16 protein-coding genes and 6 pseudogenes are annotated in these 26152 nt (G+C 59.4%); 9 read left to right on the forward strand and 13 right to left on the reverse strand.

Features of this window, described 5'->3' with window-relative positions:
- Positions 1–164: 164 nt before the first annotated feature.
- The 9 genes and pseudogenes from LGR69_RS19720 to LGR69_RS19760 all read right to left on the reverse strand — a co-directional run.
- Complete coding sequence (locus LGR69_RS19720; RefSeq protein ID WP_230367084.1) at positions 165–2267, reverse strand: rhamnan synthesis F family protein; 2103 nt, start codon at positions 2265–2267, stop codon at positions 165–167.
- A gap of 665 nt (positions 2268–2932) precedes the next feature.
- Entirely contained in the window at positions 2933–3910 is a 978-nt protein-coding gene (locus LGR69_RS19725; RefSeq protein ID WP_230367085.1) for a class I SAM-dependent methyltransferase, read from the reverse strand.
- Between the two features lie 908 nt (positions 3911–4818).
- Positions 4819–5757 carry a methyltransferase domain-containing protein gene (locus LGR69_RS19730; protein WP_230367086.1) on the reverse strand — a complete coding sequence of 313 codons (939 nt, stop codon included), beginning with the start codon at positions 5755–5757 and terminating at the stop codon, positions 4819–4821.
- 49 nt (positions 5758–5806) lie between these two features.
- Complete coding sequence (locus LGR69_RS19735; protein WP_230367087.1) at positions 5807–6850, reverse strand: glycosyltransferase; 1044 nt, start codon at positions 6848–6850, stop codon at positions 5807–5809.
- The gene (locus LGR69_RS19740; RefSeq protein ID WP_230367088.1) at positions 6840–9542 is read right to left on the reverse strand and encodes a glycosyltransferase; all 2703 of its coding nucleotides are present in this window, start codon (positions 9540–9542) and stop codon (positions 6840–6842) included. The genes LGR69_RS19735 and LGR69_RS19740 overlap by 11 nt, the downstream gene beginning before the upstream one ends.
- Before the next feature lie 562 nt (positions 9543–10104).
- A complete protein-coding gene (gene tnpC, locus LGR69_RS19745; protein WP_230367183.1) occupies positions 10105–11607 on the reverse strand; it encodes an IS66 family transposase in 1503 nt (500 codons plus the stop codon).
- A 102-nt stretch (positions 11608–11709) separates the two neighbouring features.
- A complete protein-coding gene (gene tnpB / locus LGR69_RS19750) occupies positions 11710–12057 on the reverse strand; it encodes an IS66 family insertion sequence element accessory protein TnpB (RefSeq protein WP_230367089.1) in 348 nt (115 codons plus the stop codon).
- Positions 12054–12449 (reverse strand): IS66-like element accessory protein TnpA, encoded by a 396-nt coding sequence (gene tnpA / locus LGR69_RS19755; protein ID WP_230367090.1) that lies wholly within the window; start codon positions 12447–12449, stop codon positions 12054–12056. Before tnpA ends, tnpB begins: the two co-directional genes overlap by 4 nt.
- A gap of 238 nt (positions 12450–12687) precedes the next feature.
- A pseudogene (locus LGR69_RS19760) lies at positions 12688–13000 on the reverse strand (transposase family protein); the annotation flags it as partial.
- Between the two features lie 268 nt (positions 13001–13268).
- On the opposite strand from LGR69_RS19760, the pseudogene LGR69_RS19765 reads away from it, so the two are divergent.
- From LGR69_RS19765 to LGR69_RS19795, 7 genes and pseudogenes are all read left to right on the forward strand, one after another.
- A pseudogene (locus tag LGR69_RS19765) lies at positions 13269–14219 on the forward strand (IS1380 family transposase); the annotation flags it as partial.
- Between the two features lie 57 nt (positions 14220–14276).
- Positions 14277–14612 (forward strand): IS3 family transposase, encoded by a 336-nt coding sequence (locus LGR69_RS19770; RefSeq protein WP_056384685.1) that lies wholly within the window; start codon positions 14277–14279, stop codon positions 14610–14612.
- Positions 14609–15265, forward strand: a complete 657-nt coding sequence (locus LGR69_RS19775) for an IS3 family transposase (protein ID WP_230367091.1) — start codon at positions 14609–14611, stop codon at positions 15263–15265. Before LGR69_RS19770 ends, LGR69_RS19775 begins: the two co-directional genes overlap by 4 nt.
- Entirely contained in the window at positions 15265–16665 is a 1401-nt protein-coding gene (locus tag LGR69_RS19780; protein WP_230367092.1) for an IS30 family transposase, read from the forward strand. Before LGR69_RS19775 ends, LGR69_RS19780 begins: the two co-directional genes overlap by 1 nt.
- Before the next feature lie 7 nt (positions 16666–16672).
- Positions 16673–16981: pseudogene (locus LGR69_RS19785) on the forward strand (transposase); the annotation flags it as partial.
- Positions 16890–17405: pseudogene (locus LGR69_RS19790) on the forward strand (transposase); the annotation flags it as partial. The pseudogenes LGR69_RS19785 and LGR69_RS19790, both read left to right, overlap by 92 nt.
- A 193-nt stretch (positions 17406–17598) precedes the next feature.
- The gene (locus LGR69_RS19795) at positions 17599–18627 is read left to right on the forward strand and encodes an IS110 family RNA-guided transposase (RefSeq protein ID WP_230367093.1); all 1029 of its coding nucleotides are present in this window, start codon (positions 17599–17601) and stop codon (positions 18625–18627) included.
- Positions 18628–18881: 254 nt separating this feature from the next.
- Here the strand turns inward: LGR69_RS19795 and LGR69_RS19800 are convergent.
- Together LGR69_RS19800 and LGR69_RS19805 are read right to left on the reverse strand one after the other, a co-directional pair.
- Positions 18882–19204 (reverse strand): annotated as a pseudogene (locus tag LGR69_RS19800) (transposase); the annotation flags it as partial.
- Positions 19205–19245: 41 nt separating this feature from the next.
- Positions 19246–19482 (reverse strand): annotated as a pseudogene (locus tag LGR69_RS19805) (hypothetical protein); the annotation flags it as partial.
- A 218-nt stretch (positions 19483–19700) separates the two neighbouring features.
- Between LGR69_RS19805 and LGR69_RS19810 the strand changes: the two are divergent.
- Complete coding sequence (locus tag LGR69_RS19810; protein ID WP_230367094.1) at positions 19701–20624, forward strand: helix-turn-helix domain-containing protein; 924 nt, start codon at positions 19701–19703, stop codon at positions 20622–20624.
- A gap of 54 nt (positions 20625–20678) precedes the next feature.
- On the opposite strand, the gene LGR69_RS19815 is transcribed toward LGR69_RS19810, so the two are convergent.
- Positions 20679–21194 carry a hypothetical protein gene (locus LGR69_RS19815; protein WP_230367095.1) on the reverse strand — a complete coding sequence of 172 codons (516 nt, stop codon included), beginning with the start codon at positions 21192–21194 and terminating at the stop codon, positions 20679–20681.
- Between the two features lie 175 nt (positions 21195–21369).
- On the opposite strand from LGR69_RS19815, the gene LGR69_RS19820 reads away from it, so the two are divergent.
- Positions 21370–23652, forward strand: a complete 2283-nt coding sequence (locus LGR69_RS19820) for a MobA/MobL family protein (RefSeq protein ID WP_230367096.1) — start codon at positions 21370–21372, stop codon at positions 23650–23652.
- Between the two features lie 261 nt (positions 23653–23913).
- Here LGR69_RS19820 and LGR69_RS19825 read toward each other — a convergent pair whose 3' ends face one another.
- Complete coding sequence (locus LGR69_RS19825; RefSeq protein WP_230367097.1) at positions 23914–25977, reverse strand: GSCFA domain-containing protein; 2064 nt, start codon at positions 25975–25977, stop codon at positions 23914–23916.
- Between the last annotated feature and the right edge of the window lie 175 nt (positions 25978–26152).

Consider the following 26152-nt stretch of genomic DNA (forward strand, 5'->3'; position numbering starts at 1 on the left):
TTTCGAGGCTATCGGGCCGCCTCCGCCAGAACGGCCGGCCCGGCGACGCCCCAACGTGAACCTTTCAGGCGATGCGAACCCTGAGACAAGTTCGGGCTCGTTAAGGGCAGGAGCGCTCGCTTAATCGATCGTCGCTCTCCGCGTGTCCTTGTACAGCCCTACCCTCAGAGGATACTTGGATCGAGTGTTTCGTCGGCCCGCCTCGGTTCCAGAAAACCGATGAGCAGTTCCAGTGCCTCCGGCGCATGGGGCCGCCACATCGCGTAGGCCGTCCCGAGGCGATTACCGCGGTGGACGAGATCGAACGCTTGCCACGGCATGCCGGCGGAATTGGCCAACGGCTCGAAACTCAGTTCGCCGGCCGGCCACACACGCCCCAACACGGCGCGTAAGGCTCGCCCGTCCTCGTCCGTCTCTTCAGCGGGAGGTGGTGGGTCGCTTGGCCCAACGTCCGGCCGCTTGCCCAGCCGCAAGAGAATGACGACGTCCGCGCGGGCGCGGGCCAAGGCTTGGCGCGCCGCGCGAAGCGGTAGCAGGGGCGCAACGTTGGTGACGATGGTCGCGCCAGCCAAGCGCCCGAGGACGTGGTGCGTGTCGTCGATCGAGGCGTTGTCGACGATTACCGCGTCGATCGGCGCCTGCCGTTCGAGCACGAGAGCGCGCATCAAGTGCAGGAGCCGCGCCGGCCTTCCGTTGAGGACGGCGAGAACCGAGATTAGCGGGCACGCCCCCGGCGACAGATCGACAGTGTCCCCAGCGGCCAGAAACTCGTGCATCGAGACGAGCGCCGATCGCTCATCGTCGTGCATTGGATTGGAAGAGACGGATGCGTCTCCCGCGGCCTCCCTGGCGAGCCGTTCAAGCGTTAGATCCGCGGGCGCCGTGTCGTAGCCGCGCAACCCCATCTCCGCGCGCCAATCGGCGGTCTCGACGCCCTGGACAAGCGCCCGCGCCGTCCCGACTTTTAAGTAGGGAAAGCCAGCGCGCAGTAGCCTACGCCAATTGTGAAGCGTCGCGTCGAGCCAGTCCGGGGTCGGGAACAGGACCTCGACGCGAAACCCGCGGGCGACCGCATAGCGTGCGAACTGCGTCTCGTACTCGTTCACGACATCGTTCTTGTGGGCGTACGAAACAACGCCGTCGAAGAATGCGCGGCCCGCCTCGGAGCCGAGGAACGGTTGTCTCAAGGCAAGGAAGTAGCTCTGGATGTGCCAGCCGCGGTCGGCATTGTCGGTCAGGCCCACCAGGTCAGCCTCGCTCGCGCGAATCCGAGTGATCACCCGCTCAAGCGCCTCTGAATGGGTCGGCCCGAAGACGCTGTCGTTGACGAGGTACAAAATCTTGGCGTCGTAAAGTTCGGGGTGCAGGCGCAAAACATGGGCCCAGGCAGCGAAATCGAAGCCCGCATTGGCGCGACGGAATATGTGATCGGCCTGGCCAAGGACAACGCCCGTTACCGCGGCATCGACTTTATCGCAGACCACGATCAAGACACAGACGATGCCGCAGAGCCGTAGGCTGGCAATGTGGTGAGCCACATGCGGTTTGATCGCGCCATCGCGCGCGTGCGTCACAAACAGGGCAATTTCGTTAGCAAACACACCGCCCTTGAGGTAGTCAATTCGCGCCGACGTGACCGGCTCAGATTCGAGGACCGCGTGCGCATTTGGGCGGCGGCGATCGATCAGCCCTTCAATGATAAAGTGTTCAAGCGGATCGAGGCCACGCCGAGCGACGTCGGGATTACGCGCGACGTACCAGCCCGGATCAAAGATCGTGCGCCACGCTTCCCTATCCTCTTCGGCCGCGTTAGGTGCCCGACCCTCCAGAAGTCCGATACGGCGAAAATGCTCTAAAGGATCGTGCTGGTATGGGCCAAGATCCGCGTTTCGCGCTCGGTACCAGACCGGATCGAAGCGAGTATTCCACACCGACCGCGGCTCGCGGTCGACATTTGGATACCGGCCTTCGGCGCGTCCATAAAGAAGATAGTGGCGTTCCGGGTCAGCTCCCGTAGCGGCCACGTCAGGATAACGCGCCTGATACCAAACGCCATTAAAGGTCTCGCCAATCGACGCAGATTCGGCCGCTTGGTTGGGAAAGCGGTTTTCTGAGCGTCCGTAGTACCGGTAATGCTCGGACGGCTCTATACCCGCCTCCGCGACGTCCGGGTAGCGCTCCCTGTACCAGTCGGCGTCAAATGAGGAGTCACGTTCGCCTCGATCACCAACCTCCTCGCCGTGGCTGTCTACTTCGGTCGCCGCCATCACTACCAAATCGAAGCCCACCTAATTAAAAATCTAATCCATAAATAGATCCCACATTGCTCAGCAGTAATTACAAAACGAGCATGGTATACTCCCCTCAAATCGACCTGCAAAAAGCTCTTTAGCATCCGTAGAATTTTTTCTTGCAAAAAACTACTACCCCGAAGGCATCTCCAAGCCAATCAAACGGAGTTCGCAAAATGCGATGGTTCCTACGTATTTGTAGCATCCATCTAAGTCAAACACCGCGGGACATCCGAAGAGACGGGGGCACTTCGAATTTCCAACATCGGCAAGAAAGTCTATATAATAATATCACAATTGTCCCATTACCCAATCACCCTTCCTAGATCGATTTGGAAGATAAGAAACGGGCATGAAAGACCTTATGGAACTTCAAATTGAAATGCAGGTAAACCGCGCCGAATATCGACGAGCTTATTTTGAAAAAGCGTAGCGACAATCGTTAAGAACGCACCGTAAATAGCCGAATTATCGTTTATGACCGATTTAATTAATCGCGATCATTAAACCAAATGACTATCATGAAAAACAATTAGAATAAATTCTTGCTGGATAGAAGGCGTTAGACCACGATTTAGTTTTGAACCAATCGACCTCATCCCCTCAATTTTCCCGCTAAACGGTCCTATTTACAAATTTGTTTAACCCATAGACCGATAACGAGTTGCAATAGCAATCGCCGAAGGATCATCCGGAAGTATGTCCAAAAGCATTTGTGCAACTTTCTTCCCGACATCGTGCATCTGGTATCGTTCACACACGTGTAAAATGTAAGCCAACAAATCTTGCTGCCGGGGGTAAGCAGCGAGGGCATCGTTTGCCAATGACATAACGGCGCTAACATCACCTGCACAAACCTGCATCTCAATGCGGGTCATGTAATTCCCGTGCGAGGGTGCACGGACCGCTTCTTCATCGATTTCAGCTAGAACTCTTTGTACGTTCGGATGCGCCATATCAAACTGGTGATTCGAAGGATAATTATTGTCGCCTCGTTCAAAAATTATTATATTTCGATGTATTCTTATGGAGCTCGTTATAAAAGCGAACTTAGTCGAGCTGGGTGACTGTCCGGCTTGTCGCGCCTCTTCAAAGTGCATCGACGCCATTATCTCCCTAGCTATGTCGAAGATAGTTCCACTTCCATCCGGCGATCCGCCGGCATGTTTCCAAAAACATGTCTGGGTATCTTCTACAATATAAATACCTTCCTTTTTCATTAAAGGGAAAATGACGTCAAAAGAAGCAATCATATGGCTTGGATCATGGCTCCCATCGTCTATCACGATGTCAAATGGCCCATACGCGTTGCATATATTGGTAAGAAGTCCTACATCGTCCTGCGACCCCTGAATGACATTTATCCTTGGATGCGGAAAAATTCTTTTTTCTGAGAGGTCAAGCCCAACGATATCCCCAAAAGGAAAATATTCCGCCCACGCGTAAAGACTTGATCCTCCAGCAAGTGGATTGGAGTACCCGCCCACCCCAATCTCAAGGAGGCGAATGGGGCGACCTCGAAGATGTCGAAGAACTTGATCATAAATAGGCGTATATAAATGGGATCCGAATTTATCAGTCCCGTACCGAATTGCGGCTCGTGTGAGATCGTCCATCATCTTAGCTTCCGCTGCCGTTACAATGCCAGTAAAACTTTGTTACAAATCTGCTTCGGCGCAAAGATGCCCTCATAGCCGAAATCTGAATAAAAAAACGCGCTTGCGAATCGGCTGAGCATTTTGAAGAATGATAAATAAATTAATTTTATTTCGCAATCCATCATACAACCTGCTAGTATAATAACCGGAATATTTACACCTCGTGCCGGAATAGAGATGCAATGGCTCGATGTCTCTTACAGCAGGACAGCAGAACAGCATTTCATTCACCCCACTTTAAACTTCATTAGTCCGTCAATCTGTAATCAAGCTGCACGAAGTTTGAACGACACTAAATACTTCTTCATATAACCTGCCAAATCAGTCTAGCTTTACAGGCGTTCCCTTAAGCAAGCGCACGCAACGCAAGCATTAAGCCTAATTTCCGTCGGGTGAGCGGGCGTAGAGCGAGTTCGATCTGGGGGAGGATTAGCATATGTCGACCATCCTATTACCCAACGGTGATGAGCGGGGCCCTTCAGGCGAGCAAATTATTATTTTACCGTGTCAGCGCCATCGCTCTCAGATCAGACGGTAAACATTGAAACTATGGATCAAGCTAGTTTGTAGTGTTGGGGCACCGATTAGCAGCTAGGAAGAGGAATTCAGCATCAATCGACTCCAGCGCTCCACTTTGACAAAGTATTATTCTGCAGGCGTCAATGAGTAGCACCCTCTGAACTTATCTAAGTTATGATAAACGCGGACGAGCCATTGCAATTACTTAACCAATTTTATACCATACAAAATCATTTACCGCATGAGCCGCCAGAAGACATGATTGTAGATTAAAACGGCCTTTAAGTTGCAACAACTGGATTATAAATTAGTTTCAGAATTGAGTTTTATTCAGACAATTGTAATTAGATCTAAGACTCACCCAACCGATCCCGCAATGATTTGAGTTCATTCTCAAGCTCCAAATTTCGTTTGATTAGAAGCCTTTGAGCACTACCATCGATTTGCAAAGCCTGTTCTTCGAGCTCTAAAATAATATTTTCCAAGAGCTGGACCCGTCTTTGATTACTTTCCTCCGGTCCAAGCGAGACTTCACCGATCTCTAGCCATACTAAAAACTCAGTATGCGGCATAATTTCTACCCGTGTAACAACAAGCGAAAGAAAGTTTAATTCACACAACTCATGAATTAGAAGCTGAAAACTTGATGGGGTGAAAATCCATGAGTGAGCGTCAACATAATCTGCGCGCTCGCTCCTTTGAGCGGCAACAAGAGCCTCACTAAGCGCGCGGTCCAGTGACATCGGATGTACGCTCTGCCGAAACCAACCTGGGTGGCCAAGCTTATAGGTAGTATAGGCGTCAGAATCAAAAAAGGTTTTCCATGAATGCCGCGACCTTTTATCAAGATGAGCGCGAATCGCATCGCTAGCAGTGCTTGGATACCTATAAAAATCGAAACAAACTCGCTTATCTGGTATTGCGAGGATTACTCGCCCGTCGCGCTTTATCAATTTTTCGGCAGACTTGAGGAAACCAATAACATCTGTCGAATGTTCAATGACGTGACTGGCTAAAAAAACATCAAATGTTCCTTGATGTATGATTGGCACCGCCGACGTTAACCGCCCGCTTTTCCAAACGAAATCAACATCTTCTATTTTTGAAGTATCAACGTTATGCTGGGAATATTCCAAAACTAGATCTTCTTTTGTTGCATAGTCAACTGAAAAAGTATTCCAGCCCTCACTTTTCGGTGTAAGCGGATTGTAGCTTGGTCCAATTTCGATTATTTTATGCGAAGGGTCGATACCAGCGAGAATCACATCCTTCCTTTGAATGGCGGTCATGTATTACTCCTTAGTTCTTCAGTTAGTGGCTAACATGAGATCAAAAAGTCTAAGCCAGAACGGACCTAAGCATAGATCTAACTGTCTCAGCTGCACACACTGGCGAACGATGCTCGACCACATAATCCTTCGCTTTGACCCAAAAATCGTGACGCAAGTCTTTATTCAGCAAGAGTTTAACAATAGCATTTTCCCAGGCCTCAGTGTTGCTTTCACAGAGAAGAGCTAACTCACCGGAGGATATATGTTTATACGCCGGGTGTTCACTGCAGATGCAGGACGCTCCAAACGCTGTATACTCAAGAAACTTGATATCTGATTTACAGTCTTCGAAAGCGCCGCGACGGAGTGGACAAAGACCGATGTCCCAGAGACGCGATGATGCCATGTAACTAAAAAACTGATTATAATCAGCAACCACGCCGATTTTTTGGACTGGAGCAATCCCATCGAAAAGATGGAGGATCCTATCATCCTCGGATATACCGCAAAGTGAAACACGAGCATCAACATTAGCCTTCTTTACTGCACCGCGAATAGCCTCAACTACCATTAGAAAATCTCTGAGGTGCGTGAATGTGCCGAAATAGCCAATCGTCAAATGCCCCTCGTGTCGGGCCTCGGCGTTCAACGGCATTGAAATTGCGTTCGGGGAGACGGTAATTGGCTTATTGGAAAACCTTAGGCGATCCTTCATTTCCGTCGTAGAAACAACGACATGATCGCATTCATGAAGGAATGTGTTTATTGCAGGCCTAACTGACTCAAAATATGTTTCAATGCGTGGGTTCGGGTGCGTATCTAGAAAATTGTCGTCGACATCCCATACAATTTTGATATTTTTTTTACGCGCTCCATCAATAATCTTTTCAGCAGCTGCTCGATCAATCCCAGGTCTTAGTTGCCTCTGAATAACAATCACATCGACAGCTTCATCTAAGCAGATTTCATTAACAAGACTGATATCGAATTCTTCTTTCAGTGAGCTTTGTGAATATGGAGAAATCATACGCAGGTAGGCACAAGCATCCATATATTCACGCTGCGTTCCGCCATCAGGGTAAACGTGGATAACTGGTCGATCACGACGCATTGAACAACGCCTCCAGCATTCGGACCGCTGCTAACTCCGGAGCAAACTTATGCACATCGCTGACTGCTTGATTCATTAATTTTTTCCGGTGCCCTGGATCGAGAATGAGTTTGTCAATGGATTGCACACAGTCCATCTCCTTTGAGCTGTCGACAATAAGGCCGTTAAATTCGTGCTGCAGAAACTCGGATGCGCCGCCTGCGGACGGGCCAATTACTGCGCATCCGGAGGCCATTGCTTCAAGTAGCGTTAACCCCATCGCTTGATAAGTGGAAAAGTCGAGAAAAATATCCGCTTTACTTAACAGCGTCGCCAAATCCTGTCGGTTTAAGGAACCATGATTTTGCCAGTATGGTCGCTGAAGGCCATGCTGACTTAACTCGTTATCTGAGCTGCCAAATATTTCGATCGAAATTTGACCACCGTATCTTCGCTGAACTTGATCGAGGACCGAGACAGTCATTGCATGACCGCGCCGTGGGGTAGCTGGGCGAACCATTGCAACAATACAAATATTTCTATTTTTCCCCAAAGACTTATTTTCTGACGGCGCGAACATACTGAGATCAACACTAGGACCTATCACGGTCGCGTCCACCAAACCTTGTGAAATGAGCTTTTCACGATTCCAATTTGTTTTAGTAAAGAATGTAATATCCGGACGGATTTTATAAGATAGTTCAGCAAGGTGTTTCTCAGGATCGCCGGGAAGGAAAAAATCTGGCTCAAAATCCTGCACGTAGTAGCCATACTTGGGCCGGCCAGGGGATGAAATTGGCGGCAACCAATACACAGACCGGTATAGCGTTGAAATAATTGCATCATAGCAATGAGATCTAGCAAACAAATATGCTGTTAAGTGCTCGGGATCTTTTACAAATGTGAATCTTGCAGCTTCTTGTTCGGAAGTTTGGGCTAATTTCGACTTGTTTGATTCAAAATTAATCAAAGTCACATCGACGCCAAGTCTTCCGAGCGCTTTAGCTTCTTGCAACACAACGTTGGGTCCTCCCCCAAATTCACCGCAAGGAAGAATTATAGCAACGCGCTTACCTTCCCATTTGGACTTCTGATGATGCAAGATACTGCGGGTCTCTAAGGCTGACCTGATTTTTGCGCGCAGCGCGACAAGGCTTAATCCGTCTTGGCAATATCCAACAAACGGTAGAATATCTACGGCTGGATTATGCTTTTTTGCAAGAGCAATATCTGCGGCTTCAGCAAGTTTTTGACGACGAATGTTGGAATAGCTTTTCGATTGAGCGTGATAGATATATACGTTTGTAGCGACACGTAGATCCCACCCTGCTTTTCTCGTTCTAATTACAAAATCGTTTTCTTCTCCGTATCCTGCGCCAAATGTCGCTTCGTCGAACAACCCAATTTGATCAAGAACCTCTCTCCTGATTAGCATGCAAAAACCGTTAATAAACGGCAAATAAAGCGATCCGTTTGTAGTAGATCGGACCAAATCATCCATTTCCGTGATGGTCATCCAGTCCGGTATCTGGTTTGGGTCCCAGTCTCCATCCGTTATAATATTGGGAACGGACTGCCATGACGCAGTATTCGACACTGGGCCAATGATACCGATTTTAGGACATTCGTGGGCATGCTGCCAAAGACGATCTATCCACCCCTCGGACACTATAGTGTCGCTATTTAACAAAACTATGTAGTCCGCGAATGAGCGTCGAAGGCCTTGATTTGCTGCAAATGTATAACCTAACGCTATATCATTGCGCAGCAAATAGAACCCGTTTGCCCGCGCAACCTCATTCACATAATCGGCTGTTTGTGACTCCGATCCATCGTCAACAATAATTACGCGATATGGCGGAAGGGTGCTTTGCACCACAGACTCAAGGCAAGCTCTAACGTCTTCGTATGCGTTGTGTACACATATAACTATATCTACGGTTTCCCGTCGAGTTGCATCTGTCGGTTCTACTATAGCTTTTTGCCTCCAGCCGGCGCGTCCTTCGGAAAGGCCGTACTTAGCGAAGTGCACAAGCGGGTGAATGCCTGCTTCCTGAACGTCAGGATTGGTAGCGAGATACGCAGCTGGATCGAAATACCTACTTGGCGGCACCTGCTTCGAGTGGGTATTTTTGATATAGTCTACAATATTTCCTGGCTCACCCATAAGACCGCGCCGATTGAATTCTTTTTTGTAGTACAATGGATCAAAAAGTGGATGAGGCGACAAATCTAGTGAGGCACCGACGTGAAGATAGTGTAAGAGAGGAGATTGCTCTCCCAGAATTTGAATTTGGCCGCAGTACCAAATCGGATCAAACAATGGATGAGGGGAGAGCTTGCTTCCTTGTTCCAAATAGTGTTTTAAAGCATTGGCTTGATTTACTCCCGCTACTTGAAGTTGCTGGGTGTACCAATCGAGATCGATTAGGGGATGCGGCGAGCTACCATCATAAATGCCCCGGTCCAAAAAATGCAGTAGTGACAAGCTAGGGTTGTATAGCGGAATGCCATTCTTATGAGCATACCATATATGATCGAAGAGCGGGCCGGGCATTCTACCTTCCGATAACCCGTGATTGATAAAGTGCTCAAATGGCTCTAATTTAGTTTCCAGAACATCAGGGTATTCCCTTAAATACCAAGATGCATCAAATAGGCCGGAGCCTTTAACTAACTCACTTATGCTTGAGTTTATTTTCAATTGGTTCATTTCTCCTCTTTTACCTCTCTTGACTTTGTTTGAGCCGATATTAAATCAGCTACTACAGGATTGAAAGATTTAATGATTTCTATGATAAGAAGCCATCAGTACTAGATCATTCTATCGGGATATTAAATATATCGCGAATTATAAACATATTTGCAGTAAGTTGTCACAGTGCACACCAATATCTTACATGCATTACCACGTCAGGATTATAGATTATCAAAATTTTTGACATGGGCTTACAATCCATTCTTGCCTTTCGCGTAAAGTTATTGCATTTTATTCATTATCTAAGCCTCTTTTCTTCTATAAAATATCGGTCATATGTCCTTCTAATATTATTATTTTGACGTGGATGATAATTGGTACCCGCGTAGTAGGCTGACTCTGAAGGCCTAGCTGCACCATCTTATCCGCTCATAATATTGATTGGCGCGTATCGTCGTGGGACGCATCACGCATTGGATCTAAGTGATAGCGTCTGCTGGCTTCGGGCTCAACCCGCTTTACCATCGGTTTGAAGTACGCCTTCGGTGAAGGCCGCGTTCGTGGTCCCGGCGGGGTTTCAGGCGGCGATTTGCCGGGACTGAGGCTGGGTCCAGTTCCACGGCAGCAGATCGTCGATGCGCCGGGCGGGATGGTCGGGTAGCCGCGCGAGCACGTCGGCGAGCCACGCCTGTGGGTCGATGCCGTTGAGCTTGGCGGTCTCGATCAGCGTGTACAGGGCAGCGGTGCGATGCCCGCCCGCATCCGACCCGGAGAAGGTCCAGTTGCGGCGGCCCACCGCGATGGGCCGGATCGCGCGTTCGGCGGCGTTGTTCGAGAGGCAGATCCGTCCGTCATCGAGGAACCGGGTGAAGGCGGTCCAGCGCTTGAGCAGGTAATCGATCGCCGCTGCCGTGGGCGCCTTGGCCGAGAGTCTGGCGCGGTTCTCCCGCAGCCACGTCTCCAAATCGGCGACGAGAGTAGCCGAGCGGGCGCGGCGGTGCGCGCACCGTTCATCGGGGGCAAGACCATTGGCGGCGCGCTCGATGGCGAAGATCGCATCGATCCGCGTCACCGCCTCGATGGCGATCGGAGCCTTCTTCAGATCGGCCAGCTCGAAGAACTTGCGTCTTGCATGGGCCCAGCAGGCCGCCTCGTGGATCGGACCCGGCTTGCGGCCGGGTTCGTACAGGCGGCCGAACCCCGAGAAGGCATCCGCCTGCACGATGCCGTGGAAGTTGCCGAGCCAGGTCTCGGCATGCGCGCCGGAGCGGTCGGGAGAGTAGAAGTAGGCCGCCGCCGGCGGCTCGGGTCCACCGAAGGGGCGGTCGTCGCGCACCACCGTCCAGAGCCGGCCGGTGCGGGTCTTACCCTTGGCCAGGACCGGCACCGGCGTGTCGTCGAGATGGAGGCGCTCGGCTCCCCGAACATGGGCCTCGATCCGGGAGATCAGAGGCGACAGGGCGGTGGTGACGGCCCCGACCCAGCCGGCCAGAGTCGAGACGTCGATCGGCACGCCCTCATGGGCGAAGCGCTGGCTCTGGCAATGCAGCGGCAGGTGTAGGCCGAACTTGGCCATCATCACCTCGGCTAGGAGGTTTGGGCCGGCTCGGCCCCGCGGGATCGGGTGGAAGGGAGCCGGGGTCTGCGCGATGGTCTCGCAGTCGCGGCAGGAGAAGCGCTCGCGCACGTGCTGGATCACCACCCAGCGCGCCGGGATCCGCTCGAGGGTCTCGGTGACGTCCTCGCCGAGAGGGCGCAGGCGCGCGCCGCTACAGCAGGCGCAGGTCGTCGGGCCGGGATGGAGGATGCGCTCGCGCGGCAGATGCTCGGGCAAGGGCCTACGGGCGGGCTTGCGCCGGGAGGAGGTCGAGGTGGTATGCGGCTCGGGCTCAGCCGTTTGCGCCTCCGTCTCGGCGAGCGTTTCCTCCAGATCCTCCAGCGTCAGTTCGAGCTGGTCGATCCGGGCGCTGCGTTCCGAGGAGGCCCCGAAGCGTTCCCGCCGCAGCCGGGCGACCTCCAGCTTCAGCCGTTCGACTGCGATCTCGGACACGAGCCGCGCCGCCCGCTCGGCCAGGATCATGGCGTGGGCGGCGGCGAGATCGGTGGGAAGCGGCGGGGGCTCGGACGCGTTCGGCACGCCCGAGAGAAGAGCATATTGCTCAGCCTTTGTAACGCGTTATCCTCATCCGACCGCACTCGGACGCCAGCTCTCCTGTGGCATCCGCCAGTCGATGCCCGAGAGCAGGTAGCCGAGCTGCGCCGTCGAGATCGTCACAGCTCCGTCCGCCACGGACGGCCACAGGAAACGGCCCCGGTCGAGCCGCTTGGTGTACAGGCACGCGCCCTGGCCATCGTGCCAGATCACCTTGATCAGGTCGCCGCGCCGGCCGCGGAAGACGAACAGGTGCCCGGAGTGGGGATCGCCCTTCAGCGTCTCCTGGACGATCATCCCCAAGCTGGAAAAGCCCTTGCGCATGTCGGTGTGGCCGGTGGCCAGCCACACCCGCACGTTGGCCGGCAGCGGGATCATCGGCCCTCCAGGGCATCGAGCACCCGACGCAGTGCCGCGGCATCGATATCTCGGCCGACCGTGAGACGCCGACCGCCGCCGAGATCGATCTCGATGACCCCGCTGGGCCGACGGGTCCGGGGTCGCCTCGGTCTCGGTTCGACAGGCGTCGAGGATGGCGCGGAGACGATCGCAACGGGCACGAGCGACGGGACCGGAGCTGGCGGTACGACACGCTCGCAGAGCAGCTTGCGCCAGCGGAACAGCTGGCTGACGTGAAGACCCGCTTCGCGGGCGACCTCCGAGGCCGACACGTCCGGCTCGAACGAGGCGGCCACCAGCCGCTCCTTCTCCGACCGCGTCCAGCGCCGCCGCCGCTCGACTCTCACCAGTTCGATGCCCGTCCGCGTCATGCTCAAAGTCCTAGGATTACTCCTATGACCTCAGCCCGACCCGACCATCACACAATGCGGCCCTCACCGGACGCGTACGGTTTGAAGCGCGAGGATCGACGTGTATCGGGCTTCTCACTGAAACCGTTCCCGATCGCGTTGCAACAGGGAACGGTTCCAAGCCCTTGATGCAGCACGCTCGCTTTCGCCGAACTGTTATCCACTTCAGCGGCGAGCGCTCTAGGAGGCAGACTGACTGACGCTTGATTACGTTGCGCTCCCGGTCAAATACGGGCCAGAAGCACGGCTTCCAGCGCCGGTTGATCGTGGGCGGAGGGTGCGAGCGCGGCTCCGGACGCCTCGATCCGTGGGCGGAGGGCGTCGCAGTCCTTGTCTGTTAGCACGGCGCGGCAAGCGGTCAAACGTTCGAGCAGCAGAGCGCCGGCCTTGGAGTAGGCGACCCGCCCATCGGCCATAAGGAAGGCGAGCGGGCGGCAGGCGCGGTCGGGGAGGCCGTGGATCTTGTTCGTGCGCCCTTTGCGCGAGTAGCCCATGGCCTGTGCCTTCGCCCCCCTTTATGGATGGCCCGCCCCTCACCGGGCTTCACTGCTAGCCCGTCTTATTCATGAGGACGGTGGTTCGAAGTTGGCGAGCGTAGCGTAACGCATTGATCTAGTGCTCTGACGCCAACGAAACGTGCACGAAGCGGTGCGATTTTCGATGCGGTGGCAGCATGTTAGCGAATCGGAACTCCGTGCGTTCGTCGGCGTCAGTGCACTAGCTTAGGGATTGGGTGCTGACGCCAAGACCTCAGACCAGATCGAGCCCGCCACGCCCGCCATGTCCGATCCTACGGTGCTGCCGTTCGCGTTTCCATCTGTTCGGGGCAAGAAGCTCACAGCTGCCTTCGACGGCGGACGACTGACCTCGGATGGTGGCGTCCTGCTGCTCGCGCAGGCTGCTCGGCGGATGCGGATCGCCGAGAAACTCGCAGCTGTGATCCCCGATCGACGTGATCCGAGCCGGATCACGCATCCACTGTCCGAGATCCTGCTGGCGCGCATCCTGGCCATCGCTTGTGGATATGAAGATGCTGACGACCTCGACCACCTGCGCGCCGATCCCGCCTTCAAGCTCGCCTGCGGGCGGCTGCCCGAGACCGGCGCGGACCTGATGAGCCAGCCCACCATCTCGCGGCTGGAGAACACGCCGGGCCTGCGCCACCTGATCCGGCTCGGGCGGGTGCTGGTCGACCTGTACTGCGCCAGCTACGCCACGCCGCCCGATGCCGTTACCCTGGACATCGACGACACCTGCGATGTGGTCCACGGCCAACAGCAGTTGTCGCTGTTCAACGCCCACCACGACGAACGCTGCTTTCTGCCCATCCACGTCTACGACACCGCCACCTCGCGCCCGGTGGCGATGATTCTGCGGCCGGGCAAGACACCTTCGGGCCGCGAGATCCGGGGCCATCTGCGTCGTCTGGTCCGGGCGATCCGCCGGCATTGGCTCAAGACCGCGATCACCATCCGACGCGATGGCCATTACAGGCGACCCGAGGTCATGGACTGGTGTGAAGCCAACGGCGTCGCTTACGTCTTCGGCCTGACCGGCACCAAGGCGCTCGCGGCCAAGGTCGAGCCGACCGCCGATCACATCCGAGTCGTGCGGGCCCTCAGCGATAAGGATGGCGTTCGCGGCTTTGCCGAGACCAAGCATGCCGCCAAGTCCTGGCGCCAGCAACGCCGAGTCGCGGCTCGCATCGAGGCGACCCGGCTTGGCCTCGACTGGGATTGCCCCTGTTTGGTGGATACCGAGAACGCTTCCGCGTGAGGTGTTTGTCCAATGCCGAAGAGCCGTCCGCCTTACCCCATCGAGTTCCGCCGACAGATGGTCGAGTTGGCCCGCGCCGGGCGTGATCCGAACGATCTGGCTCGCGAGTTCGAGCCCTCCGCGCAGGCCATCCGCAATTGGGTTGCCGAAGCCGATCGCAGCGAAGGCCGACGTGAGGCGAAGCCGCCGCCTGCTGATCCGGGCCTGACGGCCGCCGAGCGCGACGAACTCGTCCGGCTTCGGCGTGAGAACCGACAACTCAAGCTGGAGCGCGATATCCTCTCTCGCGCGACGGCCTGGTTCGCTCGGGAGACCGGGGTTCTCCCCTCGGGGTCTTCCGGTTCATGAGCGCCAACCAGACCGATTTCCCCATCGCCGCCATGGCGCGCACGCTCGGCGTATCGAAGGCCGGGTACTATGCCTGGGTCGACCGGCAGCCATCGGCGCGACGGTTGGCAGACACAGCCTTGCTGAAGCGGATCCGCACCGTCCATCTCGGCTCGCACGAGACCTATGGTGCACCGCGCGTCCACGCCGATCTACGCGACCAGGGTGAACGGCATTCCCGCAAACACGGGTCCCATTGCACATGTGCAATGGGACCCGCCATCGCCCGGCTGATGCGCGAAGCCGGTCTCGTCGGAACCAGCCATCGGCGCAGCGGGCCTGTCACGACGCGGCGAGATCGAGAGGCGCGACCGGCCCCCGACCTCGTCGACCGCAACTTTGCGGCCACCGCCCCGAACCGGCTCTGGGTGGCCGACATCACCTACGTGCCCACGGCCGCCGGCTTCCTCTATCTCGCGGTGGTGCTCGACGCCTTCAGCCGCCGGATCGTCGGGTGGGCCATGGCGACTCACCTACGCTCGGAACTCGTCCTGGACGCTCTGGAGATGGCCGTCACCCAGCGCAGGCCCCGCGATGTCATCCACCACTCCGATCAGGGCTCGCAAGGTAGATTCAATCGATCGTCGCAACGGCTTGGCGGAGGGCGGTTGTGATGGCGGGTCGGCGACGTTCAGATCGGTCTCTTCGCGAGAAGCTTCGGTCACTGGGTCGTCCCGGGGTCGGTCTGCGCGAGACGCGGCGGGGGTTCTGGGCGTTCATCGCCCTGCGTCTCTCCAGCGAGGACGCAGCGATGAAGGTCGGGATCTCGCCACCGGTCGGCTCGCGGTGGTTCCGGATGGCAGGCGGGATGGCACCGTCCCACTTGTCATCATCATCCAAGTCGCCTTCTGCGCGCTACATGTCGTTCGCGGAGCGGGAGGAAATCGCGATACTCCAGGCGCAAGGTCACGGGGTCCGAGAAGTCGCTCGACGTCTGGGACGTGCGGCGTCGACCATCTCGCGAGAGTTGCGGCGCAATGCGGCGACCCGCAGTGGCGACCTGGATTATCGCGCCACGACCGCGCAGTGGCACGCTGAACGCGCGGCACGCCGGCCCAAGCCAGCAAAGCTGGCGGGGAACGTGGTGCTGCGGACGTACGTGCAGGACCGGCTCGCCGGTGCTGTCGCAACACCGGGCGGGAGCGCCTTGCCTGGACCGAGCGTTGCCTGGAAGGGACGGCGACACGGGCGACGCCAGAGCCGGCGATGGAGTCGATCCTGGAGCTCGCAACAGATCGCCGAGCGCCTGAGGCTCGACTTTCCGGGCGACACGACGACGCGAATCAGTCACGGGGCGATCTATCAGGCCCTCTACGTCCAGGGCCGGGGCGCGCTGAAGCGTGAGTTGACCGCGTGTCTTCGCACAGGATGGGTGTTGCGGGTGCCGCGGGCCCGCAACCTGGGCCGAGGCAAGTCGTTCGTCACCCCCGACGTGCTCATCAGCGAGCGTCCGCCCGAGGTCGAGGACCGCGCGGTGCCGGGCCACTGGGAAGGAGATCTGATCCTGGGACTGAAGAGTTCGGCGATCGGGACCCTGGTCGAGCGCACGACACGCTTCACGATGCTGTTGCATCTTCCGCCGATGGACGGCCATGGGGTGACACCGCGTGCCAAGAACGGCCCGGCGCTGGCGGGGCACGGGGCCGAGGCGGTCCGCGAGGCGATCACCGGCACGATCGCGGGCTTGCCAGAGCAACTGCGGCGCTCGTTGACCTGGGACCAGGGAGCGGAGATGGCCGAGCATGTGCGTTTACGGATTGACGCGGGTCTGCAGGTCTACTTCTGCGATCCGCGCTCACCCTGGCAGCGGGGGACGAACGAGAACACGAACGGATTACTGCGGCAGTACTTCCCGAAAGGAACGGATCTGAGCGCCCACAGCGCGAACGATCTTGCTGCTGTGGCCGCGGCCCTCAAAAGCCGACCGCACAAGACGCTGAACTGGAAGACGCCGGCAGAGGCGCTCGACGCTGTGCTGGCCGCCGTGCAAGATGGTGTTGCGACGACCGCTTGAACCCAAGCAATACACGTCGCTGGCCTTCGGCAATCGATGCCGGGAGGCTGGCGTACGCCCCTCGATGGGCTCGGTCGGCGATGCCTACGACAACGCCATGGCCGAAAGCTTCTTCTCGACCCTCGAATGTGAGCTGCTCGCCCGCCGCCGCTTCCGCTCGCAGGCCGAGGCTCGGATGGCTTGCTTCAGCTATATCGAGGGCTTCTACAATCCGCTGCGCCGGCACTCGGCGCTCGGCTACCGCTCGCCCGTTGTCTACGAGAATGAAACCCGCTCGGACCCGTTGCCCGAGACCCTGCTTAGCCAAGCCCCCTGAACCGTCCACAGAAACGGGGCAATCCCACGACATCCGCTACGTGGTCACGAACATTACCACCGGCACGCCCGAATGGCTCTACGCCGAGTTCTACTGCGCCCGCGGCCAAGCGGAGAACCTGATCAAGCTGCACAAGGGCCAGCTTGCCTCCGACCGAACTTCCTGCCGGCATCCGGCCGCCAACCAGATGCGCCTCGTGCTGCACACCGCCGCCTATTGGCTGATGCTCGCCGTTCGGGAGGCTATCCCGATCACCCATCGCTTAGCCAAGGCCGAGTTCGCCACGATCCGATTGCGCCTGCTCAAGCTCGGGGCCCGCGTCCGTGAGACCGCTGCCCGCGTCCGTCTCGCCTTCGCCGCCGCCTGTCCGGAGGCGGACCTGCTGCGCCACTTGGCGACCGCGCTTGCCCCGGCACCGGCGTGAGCGATGGGGCAGAGATGCCCCGACGAACCCACGCCCGTCCCTCAAACGCCGACAAAACGATCCGAACCCATACGCGTCAAAACAGACGGGCGATCCCGCTCGCCGTCAACCCAAAACACGTCGAAAGCCAAACCCCGGTGAATAAGACGGGCTAGGTTCGCAGTGTGGCTTACACTAGGGACGGAGCGGACCGATGGCCATTGCGATACTTGGGATCGATCTGGGCAAAAACAGCTGCAACCTTGTCGGGCAGGATGCGACCGGTCGGGTCGTCCTGCGACGCCGGATGCGGCGCGAGACGGTGATGACCTTTGGCGCGACGCTTCCGGCCTGCATCATCGCCATGGAGGCGTGCTGTGGCGCGCATCACATGGGCCGGGCGCTCGCCGCTCAAGGCCACACCATCCGGTTGATGTCGCCGGAATACGTGCGGCTCTACGTCAAGGCACAGAAGAACGACGACCGCGATGCCGAGGCGATCGCAGAGGCTGCGACCCGTCCGACCATGCGGTTCGTCGCGCTGAAGTCGGAAGCGCAGCTCGACATGCAGACCCTGCACCGGGTGCGCAACCAGCTCATCGGCGAGCGCACCGCCCTGATGAACCAGATCCGAGCCGTCCTTCTGGAGCGCGGTCACATCGTCCCACAGGGACGCGCCAAGCTCGCAGCCAGCTTGGAAAGTTTGCTCGATACCGAGGCGGTCTCAGACCTCACGCCACGGATGCGTAGCCTGGTGGCGGACGTGCGTGAACGCTGGCAGTCCCTTGACGTGCGCATCGCAGCACTCGACGCAGAGTTCACCGAACAGGCTCGGACCGACGAGAGCGCTCGCCGGCTCACCACCATCCCGGGCATCGGCGCACTCAACGCGACGGCGCTGGTCGCGGCTATCGGTGACGTGGCCACCTTCGCCCGCGGGCGTGATCTGGCGGCCTGGCTCGGCCTCGTGCCGCGGCAGGTCACGACCGGTGGACGGCCCAAACTCGTCGGCATCACCAAGCGCGGCAGCAAGTACCTGCGCAAGATGCTGATCCAGGGTGCACGGGCGGCGATGCCGACCCTTCGCAAAAGCGATGCGCGGATCGGCCAATGGCTCCGGGGCCTGCTCGCGCGGGCGCACGCCAACACCGCCGTCGTTGCGCTGGCAGCTAAAATGGCCCGGACCGTCTGGGCGCTGCTGCGCCACGAACGCGTCTATGAGCCGGCGGCGGTGGCTGCCTGAACCGAGCTTGGTCGGCGAAGCCTTCGTCGGCCTTCCGATGTCTGCCAGCGGCGAGAGGAAGATGGCCTGACAGTCGATCGGTGTTCTGTAAGCCTCCGGCGGAAAATGGCGCTCGACGCCGACCCCGTTATGAGGACCAGGACGCGCGGATCTCCATCTTGGCCAACGGCATCGCCGGAAGGCCGGATACGTTTATGCAGACTGCTCAGACCAGCGGATCATAAGCCCCTTGCGGACGGGGCGGGCCATACGTTACCTCCGGCGGCGCACCGGTGGGCTTTCACAGCGGTGGAGTTGTTTAGCATCTGGGATGATGGCCCCCCGACATGGGCGAGGGTCTCGAACAGCACAACCCGGACCCGCTGGCCGCCCAGCTTACGAAGCGGTTGTAGAGCGTTTTCTTCGGCCCATAGACGTCGCGCGGCGCGTCCGTCCGACGGACGCCGGATTTAAGCATTTGGACGATACCACTGATCACGCGCCGGTCGTCCACGCGCTCCTTACCCCGCGTGTCGAGGGGCAGGTGCGGTGCGATCCGCGTAAACTGCTCGCCCGTCAGCCAGAACTGATCCGTCAGCCCCTCCCGTGGCACCCGTGAATCACATCTACGCCGTCCGCGCCGTAGAGCAGCAGGGCCACTATCATGCCCGGATGGTAGGGTGGGTACCCACACTCCTCCGCGTAGGTGTCGAGAATGGCCGCGAGGTCGAGCGCCTCTCGTATCGTGTCGCGGACGAAGTGCGCCATGTGCCCGGGCGGCACGAACTCATGCAGCGAGGGCGGCAGCAGCCAGCCCTGATCCACATCCCAGGAGCGACCGTTGTCCGACGTCTCGTAGGCCGCGGAGCCGTCGATCGGCGGCACGCCTGCAGACCCACTCGAACCCGCAGTACATACACCTATCGAAGCCCGGGCCGTTTTTTAGACTAACCGAACCACCTCTTTCAACACCACGACCCGCCCCTGCAAGTCGCACATAAATTGTGAGACCAAGGTCGAACCGAATCGGTTGAACGCTCCGTTAGGGCAGGCGCACTAGATCCGTGTTTGAGGCCGTTTAACAATTTCGAGCTATGCCTGATCTCAATAACGCTTCGCTTAGTCCGCTGATCCGACGCATCATTGCGCTCTGTTCGGCGCGAGGGTGGTCACAATCCCAGCTCGCTCGCATATCAGGTCTTGATCGCCGCGTTATCTCGTCTCTGATGCGCGGGGATCAGGAAAGCGCCAGAGCTGCGACGCTGGATGCGCTGGCCTACGCGCTCAATACCACCGCGGCCTATCTCCGAGGCGAGACGACCGACCAGAGCATTCCTCGCACATCGAGCCTCATTCCAGCCAGGCCGGCAGTGCGGGTGCGAACGGGGATGCCGCTGGACGAAGTGCCCATTCATGTCACAGCAGTGTCTGTCGGCCATGCTCCGATCGAGGAGGATGCGGGGGCGGACGATGCCGAGGAGCGAGCACATTGGGCGGCCGCTCCGCTCGATCCCGTTATAGCATTCTGGCTCACGAGCCCGCACATGCCCACATCTCCGCAGGATCGGTACGGCAACGGTGGCTTCCGTGGCGCGCTGCCGCTTTTCACCTCACAGAACCACCGCTCGCTCGTGGTCACTGCAGGCAGTCAGGCCCCGGAGACGGTTCCGCGGCCGCCTCAATTGTGGGGGATCGCCGGCGCTTACGTCGTCGAAGCCCCAGGCGGTTTGGAGCCACGCTACAGGTCCGGTGAGCGGCTGTTCATCGCTCCGGGAATTCAACTCTCGCCTGGCGACGATGTACTGACGCTGACTCGAATCCGATCATCGAAGCCAAACGGATCGGATACACTTCTCGCCCGGTGTTGCCGCCTTAATACGTTCACAAACCGTGAGGTGAGCGTCTGCGATCTCAGGACCGGCGAAGCATCATCGTTGGACTTGAGCGAGGTCGAATTTCTCCATCGTGTGATCATGACTAGCGTCGCGCATCCTCCCCAACGATCCGACCCACAATAATTTTGGCGCGAAGCGTGTCAGAAGATCTCGAACTCAGTACAACTCTTATGACCGTCATGCCATACGTTCCTCCTCTCGTTTGCGCTTCTGGCGAGGTTTATCGATTTGGCGACAATCGCCGCCGTAGCGTAGAACAAGCTCCTCGACATCTTCCGGCCGTGCTTGCCCAGTGTACATGGCTGCGGGTCGCCAGCGCCCCTGAGCGAAGACCGGCTCCAGGCCCATCTGCTTGAGCTTCTCCACGTCCTCGGCGGAAGGATCGGTCCAGAGTAAGACCACTATATCGATCGGATCACCGGGTTCCGCTTTCTCCTTGAGGATCGAACGGCCGATCGCCTCGCGAAGGCGCACACCGCCCGCATTGGTGATCCTCGAGAGCAACCGGAGATCGCCGGCGGCGAGAGCACCCGAACGAATTTTCAACAGCGGGATCTGTTCGGTCAGATTGACCACCTCTCGGATCATCTGCGGCGTGAGTTCGGTGCGCAACTTCTCCACTTCGTCACGCATCGCATTGAATCTCGCGATCCGCTCGGCGAGCGAGCCACTGTCAGGAATGTCGCGATCCATAAGCCAATCCTTGTTTTAGCCTCGCTGTTTTAAAATCACACCGATCGTCCGAAGTCGTTCCGGATCGAGAACGGATTTACCAACCAAGAACGACGATATAGAATCATTTTGCACTCGACCATGAAACGATATACTTCGGGCGACACGAGCTCGTGTCGCCTATGGACCCCCCGAGATGCCCAGCGGCTTCGCAGCGGCTCGCCCGCTCCATCGTCTGTCGTCGCCCACCGCGCGCCGGGCCGCCTACGCGGCGCGCGAGACCTTAGCGGTCGGTCCCGACAGGATCCTCTACACGCCCGCGCGAAAGAGAGATTGGGTTGCTGGCGGTTTGCTCCTGCCGGAAGCGGCCCGGCCCAATTACTGGACCCGAGAATCACTCTGGAACGCCGTCGACGCGCGCGCGGGGGCGACGCGGGGACGCCCGATCGCAGAGCAACCCGATGCGCAATCCGGTATGGAACTCCTGCTGGTGTTACCCCGGCTCACCGAGCTGACGATCGAGCGGATGTCGGACTGCGTTACCGACTTCTGCGAACGCTTTACCCGCGAGGGACTGGCCGTCCAGTGGGACATCCATGTCCCGATCCGCGCCGACAGGCGCGACCCGGATTCGCCACCGCAGGTCTCGGTCCACGCGCACGTCATCGTCTCCGGTCGACCGATCGTCGGCGACAGCGTCGCGCGCGGCCGGATCAGGATATTCGATCCGGTTTGGCGCGTCGGGTGGCGTCGCTCGATCGGGTGGTCGCGCGAATGGCGCATGCATCAGGAACGCTTCTACGCGGAACACGCGCTGCCGCTCGCCGTCCCGGTCGGCGGCTCGAGCGAACGGCCGCTCGGTCGCGCCCGTTTCATCCCAGCAGTTCGGGACAAGTTGCTCCAATGGCGCAAAGACAGGCGCGACGCATTGCGTGATCCGCGAGCGATCCTCGAGCGCCTCACCGCCGTCAGGTGGCGCTTTGACGAAGCGGATCTCGATGCTCTGCTGACCAGCGTCTTTCCCGATGCGGATGAACGGGCGAGGTTGCGTGCACGGACGCTGGAGGCCGCGATCCTAGTTCCCGAGAGGCCGGGTCTGTTCACGGTCAGATCACGCCTGGGGCAATGTTCGGACGTGTTGGCAAAAACCCAGCGCCTCGCCGTAGCGCCAAGCCGGCCCGTCCCGGCGCAGTCGGACGACGATGATCTGAGCGAAGCCCTCGACGGGCGCCTCTGCGTCCTCGACGCGCGCGATCCCGATGCGGGCCTCGACGAGGCGATAGCGGCCGGCGCCCGCCTGCAAGCGCTTGGTGAAACCGTCGTGATCGTGGCGCCGACGGCCTTGAGCTACGCGCGGGCCCAACGCGCGACGCGAGGGCGTGTCGAGATCCGCGCGGTACAGGCGCTCGACGCGCGACACGCACGGCGCTGGTCGGCGTCCGCCACGGCCCTGATCGTCTCGGAAGCCGAGGCGCTCGCGGACGCCGACCTGGCACGTCTCGTCACCGTGACAGAGGCGGCCAAGGCACGCCTCGTCTTGATCGGACGATGCCGGGATGCCGACTGGACCGGACGCGTCCTGATCGATGACGTGTTGATGCGCTATAGCGCCTTCTCCTTCGTCCTATCCACGGCCGAGGCCGTGTTGCGCGCGGCGCGGAAGACCGGACGGCTCGTCGAAGCTCTCGACGAAGCGCAAATCGTCCGGGACGCCGTCGATGATGGCGGAATCTTGGTGCTCGGAGATCCGGATCGCGCGGGGCGCTTGGGCGAAGCGATGCGTGCGAAGCGGGAGAGGCGGCGCGGTACCGAGACACAGCCAACCGCCACGGTCGCCGGGTTCCGGCTGGCCTCGGGTGACCAATTGTATGTGACCACCGCGTTCGGACAGATCGGGTCTCCGAGCTCGCGTGGACCTTGGCCTGCGGGAACGCATCTCCGTGTGATCGCGGTCGATCCCGCGCTCGACCGCGCGATCGTCGAGGACGATGCGGGAATCCGCGCCGCTCTGGAGCCCCATTGCGCCGCCGGTACGCTGCGCCGGGCGGGCGTTCAGATGCATCACGAGGCGCTGGCGCGACAACCGCCTCGGATGACGCTCATCCTCGACGACAGTCGAACCTTCATTCGAACGGCGCGCTGGTGCGGTGAGCGTAAGATCGAACCGACTTATATCACGATGGAGGCGACGCGGACCTTCGAGCGCTTGATGCGCGCTATCCCGGACGATCGGCAGCCGGATCTGGAGCTTGGTCGCGAGGCGTTGGAGGAGGATCGGGGGATAGTCTGGGACCAAGATGGCGAGATCGACAGCTACGACGTCGAGCACGCGGCGGAGCGGGCGCTCGCCGATAGCGAGAGCCAGTACGCGACAGAAGTCGATCACCCGGACGAACACGACCCGCCGGATGCTCTAGACCAGCCCGAACCAGGCGATCCGGCGATCATCGACGAATCGGACGATTCCCATTCTTGGTGATCGAGGGCAGGGCCGTGCCGGAGGGCTGACCTCTGCGGCACGCGATCGCTCACTGCTGACCGTCCCTCGACCAGGACGGCGACGCTTCTACGCCGAGCCGCCGACATCGAGTGCGTCCGAGTCGCTGGCGAGGTCTGCGCGCGAGCGTTCCCGACGCGGCCTCGCGCGATCAAGTGGCAGCGCCATCTCTGGGACGCCGACAGCGACCGATCCCCGGTGGCCCGGGAGCCGGCGCCGAACGGAGGCCGCCCTGGCGACGGATCAACCCGTCGCGTCCAGCGCCTCTTCATCGCACAGGATCTTCGACGATTGGGCGAATTCCGCCCGCAGCGCGTCGTCCTGACGGGGGTTCGGCTGGGGCGAGGCCGCCATGTAGTGTCGGCCGAACACCCGCATCACGTGCGCCACCCCGCTCTCCGCCACTGAGCGATAATCGCCCTCGAAGTAGGTGCCGGCGCTGTGCCAGCTGGTGATGATCTCGTAGGAGGGGAAGTAGTCAACTCCGACGTGGTCCTGGCAGATCTCCCCCACCGCGGCCCGCAGAACCGACTTGCTGTAGGTCGTGGACACGAGCACATGCCGGCCCTCGTAGGTGGCGACCAAGGGCACGGGCGATACGGTGAGCAGGATCTTGAGATCGGGGTTGCGCTCGCGGATGAACGCGATGAACGCCGTCAGGTCGGCCCGCACCTCCGCCGCCGTCATGTTGGCGAACCGGTACTGCGATGGGTCCGGCGGCTGCGCGACGACCCCGGGGGCGACCGGGAACACCGCGCCGTCGGCCGTCGATTCCCAGATCTCGGTCAGACCGACGGTGAAGATGAACAGGTCGCTCTCCTCGAACATCCGCCGCACGGCGGCGAAGTGCTCCGGCAGCGCCTGCGCCACCTCTGGCTCCGAGCCGTATCCTTCGGGCGTGATCTGTGGCCGGAACGGGTCGACGTAGCGGCCGTCCGGTCGAATCCAGGCGATGTCGCGCGGCTGAAACTGGCCGTAGGCGCGGTGCGCCAACTGCAACAGCTGCCGGGCGCTGTAGATATTCCCGAACCGGGCGCTGAACAGCTCGGCTCCGCCCGGACCGGGCTCGGTGACGTGGTAGTTGAACCCCCGCGCGATCAGCGTCCGCGCGATGTGCTGGGCAAAGCAGCTGCCGGCGGTGGCGATCCGGTCGGAGGGGGTCAGCCGGAACTTCGGCTGGATCACCGGGTCGAGGTCTGCCGACGCCACGCCCGCCATGGCCCGGCTCCAGAACTGATGATCCGGCAGGTTCCGGTAAGGGTTGGAGCTGCGTCGCGCCGGTGAGGTTAAGTTTTCGAGATCGCGATACCGGTCCGCCTGAGCCGTGAGACGGTCGCACTGGATGTCCGACGGGGCTTGGCCCTCGTACGCGGCGAAGGAGCCGGCCACGAAGCCCTCAAGGTCGAGGATGCGAACCGGCGCCCCGCCGGCCTTGAACTCAAAGCTGCCCGCGAGGCCGAGCCGCTCGGCGATCGGCGGGTAGACGGGCCAGATCGGGCCGGCCAGGAGCGGGTCGGCGAGGAACCGCTCGACCCCGCGAACCGAGGGCGCGAGCCCGGCCGCGTCGAGTACACGCTCCGCGATGCGGGCGACCGCCGCGAGGGTGGGATGATTGACGGCGTGGCAGAAGGGAACCTGCCGCTTCAATGAGGCGAGCAGCGCCGCCCCATCGAGCCCGGCCAGATCGAAATCCTCGACGAGGCGCGCGTCCGAACTGGCGGCGTAGGTGAAGTACCCGAGCCGGTCGAACACCCGCTCGCAGTACAGACCGACCGTCTGCTTGACGCTCAGCCCACGCAGCCAGCCGTAGATCGTCAGGGCTGAATTGTAGTCGTGCAGGGGGCTCTTGAGCGCCGTGCCGCCCGCCTGGGCATAGACCAAGTCTGGGTGGAAGCCCGCGTGATAGAAGGTGGGCCAGAGCCTCGCCCGCGGGACCTGTCGATCGGGGATGATGGCGCTGTTGTCCTTGAGCGCGGCGAACTCGGTCTGCAGCAGGATGACGTCGCTCACCGCTACGGCCTCGGTGCTCGACACGCCGAGATGGATCCCGTGGATCTCGGCGTCGGGCAGCATCGTGCGCAGGCAGGCAGCGAGGACGGGGGCTTGGCAATTGCCCATCACGGCGATGCGCGTGACGGCCGCGTCCGGCGGCCCGATGACCTGCACTCGGCCTTCCCGTCGGCCGTGGAGATCGAAGTGCAAGCGCGCCGAGATCCCGGTCGCCTTCACATCGGGGTTTGCCGCGAGATAGCCGTCGGAATTAAAGTTCTCGTCGGTGGCGATCTCGACATTCACGGGTGCGCTCATAGCTGAAACTACCAATCCTTGGACGATGCGCCACCATCTTCCGATCATGAGGACGGAGGACAGCGGCCGGAAACGGGTACATCGACACGGATCCGATCGGGTTCGGCCTCAGGCTCGCAAAGTGTGAATTCTGTTCAAGACATCCCCGATCTTAGCCTGCAGAACGGAGCTGAGA

The sequence above is a fragment of the Methylobacterium brachiatum genome (assembly GCF_020523825.1).
Classification (GTDB): domain Bacteria; phylum Pseudomonadota; class Alphaproteobacteria; order Rhizobiales; family Beijerinckiaceae; genus Methylobacterium; species Methylobacterium brachiatum.

What these genes read in the sequence shown, in the direction of transcription:
- LGR69_RS19720 (WP_230367084.1), bottom strand. Translation starts at nt 2,267, where the DNA reads ATGGCGGCGACCGAAGTAGACAGCCACGGCGAGGAGGTTGGTGATCGA.
- LGR69_RS19725 (WP_230367085.1), bottom strand. Translation starts at nt 3,910, where the DNA reads ATGATGGACGATCTCACACGAGCCGCAATTCGGTACGGGACTGATAAA.
- LGR69_RS19730 (WP_230367086.1), bottom strand. Translation starts at nt 5,757, where the DNA reads ATGACCGCCATTCAAAGGAAGGATGTGATTCTCGCTGGTATCGACCCT.
- LGR69_RS19735 (WP_230367087.1), bottom strand. Translation starts at nt 6,850, where the DNA reads ATGCGTCGTGATCGACCAGTTATCCACGTTTACCCTGATGGCGGAACG.
- LGR69_RS19740 (WP_230367088.1), bottom strand. Translation starts at nt 9,542, where the DNA reads ATGAACCAATTGAAAATAAACTCAAGCATAAGTGAGTTAGTTAAAGGC.
- tnpC (WP_230367183.1), bottom strand. Translation starts at nt 11,607, where the DNA reads ATGATCCTGGCCGAGCGGGCGGCGCGGCTCGTGTCCGAGATCGCAGTC.
- tnpB (WP_230367089.1), bottom strand. Translation starts at nt 12,057, where the DNA reads ATGATCCCGCTGCCGGCCAACGTGCGGGTGTGGCTGGCCACCGGCCAC.
- tnpA (WP_230367090.1), bottom strand. Translation starts at nt 12,449, where the DNA reads ATGACGCGGACGGGCATCGAACTGGTGAGAGTCGAGCGGCGGCGGCGC.
- LGR69_RS19770 (WP_056384685.1), top strand. Translation starts at nt 14,277, where the DNA reads ATGCCGAAGAGCCGTCCGCCTTACCCCATCGAGTTCCGCCGACAGATG.
- LGR69_RS19775 (WP_230367091.1), top strand. Translation starts at nt 14,609, where the DNA reads ATGAGCGCCAACCAGACCGATTTCCCCATCGCCGCCATGGCGCGCACG.
- LGR69_RS19780 (WP_230367092.1), top strand. Translation starts at nt 15,265, where the DNA reads ATGGCGGGTCGGCGACGTTCAGATCGGTCTCTTCGCGAGAAGCTTCGG.
- LGR69_RS19795 (WP_230367093.1), top strand. Translation starts at nt 17,599, where the DNA reads ATGGCCATTGCGATACTTGGGATCGATCTGGGCAAAAACAGCTGCAAC.
- LGR69_RS19810 (WP_230367094.1), top strand. Translation starts at nt 19,701, where the DNA reads ATGCCTGATCTCAATAACGCTTCGCTTAGTCCGCTGATCCGACGCATC.
- LGR69_RS19815 (WP_230367095.1), bottom strand. Translation starts at nt 21,194, where the DNA reads ATGGATCGCGACATTCCTGACAGTGGCTCGCTCGCCGAGCGGATCGCG.
- LGR69_RS19820 (WP_230367096.1), top strand. Translation starts at nt 21,370, where the DNA reads ATGCCCAGCGGCTTCGCAGCGGCTCGCCCGCTCCATCGTCTGTCGTCG.
- LGR69_RS19825 (WP_230367097.1), bottom strand. Translation starts at nt 25,977, where the DNA reads ATGAGCGCACCCGTGAATGTCGAGATCGCCACCGACGAGAACTTTAAT.